The organism is Nocardia sp. NPDC060220, from assembly GCF_042727815.1.
In the GTDB taxonomy this organism is placed as follows: domain Bacteria; phylum Actinomycetota; class Actinomycetes; order Mycobacteriales; family Mycobacteriaceae; genus Nocardia.
On record NZ_JBHWZY010000771.1, the window covers coordinates 1 to 3,357 of the forward strand.

Annotated in this window: 5 protein-coding genes and 1 tRNA gene; 3 read left to right on the top strand and 3 right to left on the bottom strand. The window is 67.5% G+C overall.

Annotated elements, in window-relative coordinates; all coding sequences use genetic code 11:
- Positions 1-299: nuclear transport factor 2 family protein (locus ACFWF3_RS29335; protein WP_379316829.1), on the top strand; the 299-nt coding region annotated here is incomplete at its 5' end.
- Here the strand turns inward: ACFWF3_RS29335 and ACFWF3_RS29340 are convergent.
- The gene (locus ACFWF3_RS29340) at positions 300-1,154 is read right to left on the bottom strand and encodes an NAD(P)H-binding protein (protein ID WP_379316831.1); all 855 of its coding nucleotides are present in this window, start codon (positions 1,152-1,154) and stop codon (positions 300-302) included.
- A 62-nt stretch (positions 1,155-1,216) separates the two neighbouring features.
- Between ACFWF3_RS29340 and ACFWF3_RS29345 the strand changes: the two genes are divergently transcribed.
- The gene (locus ACFWF3_RS29345; protein ID WP_379316833.1) at positions 1,217-1,633 is read left to right on the top strand and encodes a winged helix-turn-helix transcriptional regulator; all 417 of its coding nucleotides are present in this window, start codon (positions 1,217-1,219) and stop codon (positions 1,631-1,633) included.
- Positions 1,634-1,645: 12 nt separating this feature from the next.
- On the opposite strand, the gene ACFWF3_RS29350 is transcribed toward ACFWF3_RS29345, so the two are convergent.
- Positions 1,646-1,733: transfer RNA gene (locus tag ACFWF3_RS29350), tRNA-Ser, on the bottom strand.
- A gap of 144 nt (positions 1,734-1,877) precedes the next feature.
- Between ACFWF3_RS29350 and ACFWF3_RS29355 the strand changes: the two genes are divergently transcribed.
- Complete coding sequence (locus tag ACFWF3_RS29355) at positions 1,878-2,861, top strand: NAD(P)H-quinone oxidoreductase (RefSeq protein ID WP_379316834.1); 984 nt, start codon at positions 1,878-1,880, stop codon at positions 2,859-2,861.
- A gap of 6 nt (positions 2,862-2,867) precedes the next feature.
- On the opposite strand, the gene ACFWF3_RS29360 is transcribed toward ACFWF3_RS29355, so the two are convergent.
- Positions 2,868-3,357, bottom strand: a 490-nt coding sequence (locus ACFWF3_RS29360) for an aminotransferase class V-fold PLP-dependent enzyme (protein ID WP_379316836.1), incomplete at its 5' end; no start/stop codon positions are given.

Genomic DNA, 3,357 nt, shown 5'->3' on the forward strand with positions numbered 1-3,357 from the left:
CAACACTGCTGACGCTCTACAGCGACGATGCCGAGATCCGCATGGTCGACCACCGCGACCAACCGAGTCACCCCCGGGTGATGCACGGTCGCTCGGCAATCAGCGCGATGCTCGACGACGTGTGCTCCAGGGAGATGACCCACTCCCTCGACAGCGTCTTGATCGACGGCGACCACATCGCCTTCGTGGAATCGTGCCGATACCCGGACGGCACGCGCGTCCTCGCCCACTCGATGGCGAACCTGCGCGACGGTCGCATAGTCGACCAGACGTCGATCCAGGCGTGGGACGAGGAGTAGTCAGCGGAAATCGGCGACGTGGTCGGCTGCCCATCGACGATAGTCGCGGGCCGGTGACCCGGTGACGTCGTGCACGGTGGAGGTCACCGAGCCCGGTGTGCCGACGAGTCCAGCGAGTCCGCGCAGCACCACGCGCGCGATGTCGGGTGGGAGCCAACCCATTTGCGCCACTGCGTCTTCGGGGCTGATCTCCTCCCAGACCAACGTGCGGCCGAGTGCGGCGCCGATCGCTTCGACCTGGTCGATTCGGCTCAGCGCGGCCGGGCCGGTCAGGTGGTACTTCGCCCCGGCATGGCCGTCGGTGGTCAGTGCGCGCACGGCGACCGCGGCGATATCCGCCTCGTGCAGCAGGGGCATCGTGGCGGCGCCGTACGCGCCGCGCACGACGTCGCCCGCGCGAATCTGAGGTGCCCATTCGACAGTGTTGGTAGCGAAACCACCGGGCCGCAGGAAGGTCCATTCCAGTGACGACTCGGTGATCGGCTGCTCGATGAGGGCGTGTGCCCGGCCGATCGGGTGGTCCTGCTCATCCAGGTCGTCGCGGACCGAGGCGGAGGAGAGCAGGACGATGCGGCGCGCGTGTGCGGCGATGCGGGCAACGACCCGCTCCGCGATCTCCGCCGACAACATCGGCCAGGTCAGGTAGACCGCGTCGATGCCGTCGAGGGCACTGTCCAAGGTGTCCGGGACTGTCAGGTCGCCCTGCACCACCTCGATACCCGAAGGCAGCGACGCCGCGCGCGGGTCGCGCGCCGATGCCCGCACCCACGTTCCGCCCGCGGCGAGCTGCGCCGCCACCTGACCGCCGACATGACCGGTCGCCCCGATCACCAGAACCCTGCTGATATCCACCATGGGCCAACCGTAGGAAGGGGACTTTCCATTGGAAAGGGCATACCGATAGGTAAGCTCATTGCATGGCGGTAGGAGTCCCGGACAGCGACCGGCCCACACTCGGTCAACGTGACGTATTCGACAAAGAGTGTCCGGCCCACGCCATCCTCGGCAAAGTCACCAGTCGCTGGGGCGTCCTGATCCTGGCCGCGCTACTCGACGGCTCGATGCGCTACCACGTCCTGCGTGACCGAATCGGCAGCATCAGCGAGAAGATGCTGTCGCAGAACCTGCGCACCTTCACCGACTACGGCCTGGTCGAGCGCACCGTCGAACCCACTGTGCCCCCACAGGTTTCCTACGCCCTGACCCCGATCGGCCACGAGGCAGCCGAAAAGCTCCACGGCCTGCTGGAATGGGTGAGCACCCGAGCCGAGGAAATCGAAACCTTCCGAACGGGTGGACCCGTGCCAGGACCGAAGCTCCTCGGCCGATCCTGACCTGCGGGCCTTTGGCGGAGACGGAGGGATTTGAACCCCCGATGGTGTTACCCATGCTCGCTTTCAAGGCGAGTGCATTCGGCCGCTCTGCCACGTCTCCCTGGCAAGGATGGTAGCCGACCTGATCCGGCCTTCCGCAAGTCTGGGCGGACCTGGGCCGGGTTGTCTCGCGCCGGCGAGAACTGTCGGCGACATCGGCGCGGGGTTCTGGCTACCGGCGGGGTGTGGGGAGAGGATTGGTGTCATGTACGCGATTGAGCTGAACGGGTTCGGTGGGCCGGAGGTCATGGAGTGGACCGTGACGATCGATCCGGAGCCGGGGCCCGGTGAAGTGTTGGTGGAAGTTGTTGCGGCAGGGGTCAATCGGGCCGATGTGATGCAGCGGAAGGGGTTCTATCCGCCGCCCGCGGATGCGAGTTCGATCCTCGGGTTGGAGTGTTCGGGGACGATCGCGCGGTTGGGGGCGGGGGTGACGGACTGGCAGGTCGGGGATCGGGTGTGCGCGTTGCTCGCCGGGGGTGGGTACGCCCAGTTCGTGGCGGTGCCCGCGACGCAGCTGTTGCCGATTCCGGAGGGGATGGACGCTGTCGCGGCCGCGGGGTTGCCGGAGGTGGCGGCGACCGTGTGGTCGAACCTGGTGATGACGGCGGGGCTGCGATCGGGGCAGCTGGTGTTGATCCACGGCGGCGGCGGCGGGATCGGGACGCACGCGATCCAGGTGGCGCGCGGGCTCGGAGCGCGGGTCGCGGTGACGGCCGGCTCGGACGCGAAGCTGACCAAGTGCGCCGAGCTGGGGGCGGAGATCTTGATCAACTACCGGACCGGCGACTTCGTCGCAACGGTCGCGGATCAGGGCGGGGCCGACGTGATTCTCGACAACATGGGTGCGAAGTACCTGGAACGAAACGTGGAGGCGCTCGCACCCTATGGGCAGCTGGTGGTGATCGGGATGCAAGGGGGCGTCAGCGGGACGCTGAATATCGCCGCACTGCTGCGTAAGTGGGGCACCGTGGCGGCGACCAACGTGCGCGGCCGTCCACGATCGGGGCCGGGGAGCAAGGCCGAGATCATCGCGGCGGTCCGCGCACAACTGTGGCCGCAGGTGGCCGCCGGCGAGATCGTGCCGGTGATCTCCACCGAGCTGCCGATCACCGAAGCCGCCCGCGCGCACGAACTGCTCGACGACTCGCAGACCTTCGGCAAGGTGATCCTGCGGGTTCGCGACTAGCGCATGCTATTCGAGGGCGCTGAGGGCACGGCCGAGCTGGTCGATCTCGTAGCGGGTCGTATAGGGCGCGAGCCCGATCGTCACCGCACCGCCCTCATCGTTCACACCCAGCGCGTCGAGTAGTCGGCTGCCGCCGTGCACACCGCTGACCGTCCCGATCCTGGCATCGGCCAGCTTGGCCGCCACCTTCTCCGCCTGCATCCCGGCCATCGTGAAACTGACCGTCGGGATGCGGGTGGAGGCCCGGCCGATCACGGTGAGGTTGTCGACCTTCTCCAGCACCTGCATGAGGTGATCGAAGAGCTGGTCGTGATAGTCCTGCAGCGAGGTGATCGACATCTCGAGGCGTTCGCGGCGGGTGCCGGAGGCGCGCTCGTCGAGCCCGGCGAGGAAGTCGATCGACTCGGTGAGCCCGGCCAGCAGCGCGTACTGATGCCCGCCCACTTCGAGGCGTTCAGCACCCTTGGCATAGGGGTTGAGCGACATCGAGGGGATG

Bases quoted from the DNA above. Each gene is read 5' to 3' on its own strand.
- ACFWF3_RS29340 (WP_379316831.1), bottom strand. From the start codon at position 1,154: ATGGTGGATATCAGCAGGGTTCTGGTGATCGGGGCGACCGGTCATGTC.
- ACFWF3_RS29345 (WP_379316833.1), top strand. From the start codon at position 1,217: ATGGCGGTAGGAGTCCCGGACAGCGACCGGCCCACACTCGGTCAACGT.
- ACFWF3_RS29355 (WP_379316834.1), top strand. From the start codon at position 1,878: ATGTACGCGATTGAGCTGAACGGGTTCGGTGGGCCGGAGGTCATGGAG.